Below are 980 nucleotides of genomic sequence, written 5' to 3'. Positions count from 1 at the left end.
GCATTGCGGCATATGGTATCAATTCCCTTATCCCAGGCATAGCACACGGCCTCCATGTGCATCACCGCGGCTATCTGGGGCATATGTTCGATGATATAGCGCATCCAATCCACTACCAGGCCGGCAATATGACGTACCTGGTGTTTATCTTCAACGACCAGCCAATGAACCGGCTGCATGTTGTGACCGGAAGGTGCATAAGCGGAAACATCAATTAATTTTTCCAGGATGGCACGATCAACGCTCTTGTCTTTGAAACTGCGGATAGAGCGCCGCGATTTTAAAAAATGCTCCACCTGAGCGGGGGCAGGAAGCAAACCGGGATCAACCGGCACACAATCAACGGAATTTACGGTTTTTACAGATATGGCCTGGTGCGGACAAACCGCCACACAATGGCCGCAGCGCAGGCAAAACTGTTCGGCTCTTTTTACTGAGCTCGGGAAGGCGTCCAGTTCTCTGAATACAATAAGTCTGGCCGGACATTCGGCGGCACAAATACGGTCGCGTTTGCATTTGGTCTGATCGACGGTTAAAAAGCTCACGAACTCTCCCCTTATCTATGTATCTTGACACCGCATGGTGTTCTCCCCATTATAGCACGGGCTTGCTTTGGCAGAATACCGTCCTGACAGCCGGGGCGGCCTGTTTGTTTTTTCCAAGATGATCTGCCGCGTCTCCCCATGATGATCGGTCAGGTTGGGGATGATGCCCCGGTTGACTATTGCATGAGATCTCCAGGAGGTGTATGATTACGAATAAGTAATGAATAATAATTTTCAGTCTTCACTCTCCGAGTCTCATTGCCTGAATAGATATGGTATTGAGACCGACAGGGTTCAACGGGAAACGGTTGGGCCTCCCATTGTGGAAAGGAGTCCGGTAGGAAGGCTTTAGTTGGATTTGCCTTTTAGCCAGCCCTTTTTGCAAGGTCTGGCTTTTTGAATTCTGAAACAGTCTATGACCGGTTTCAGACCCCG

The 980-nt window shown here is 49.9% G+C and carries 1 protein-coding gene and 1 riboswitch; the gene reads right to left on the bottom strand.

The window, feature by feature from the left end; all coding sequences use genetic code 11:
* On the bottom strand, nucleotides 1–545 hold a 545-nt coding region (locus B3W37_RS02180; protein ID WP_483174638.1), incomplete at its 3' end, for a nitroreductase family protein.
* A gap of 232 nt (nucleotides 546–777) precedes the next feature.
* Nucleotides 778–894: riboswitch (molybdenum cofactor riboswitch) on the top strand.
* The last annotated feature ends 86 nt before the right edge of the window (nucleotides 895–980 follow it).

This window comes from Syntrophomonas sp. UBA5494 (assembly GCF_002426325.1).
Note: the sequence above shows the minus strand (reverse complement) of the source record. Positions and strands in the feature narration are given on the sequence as shown.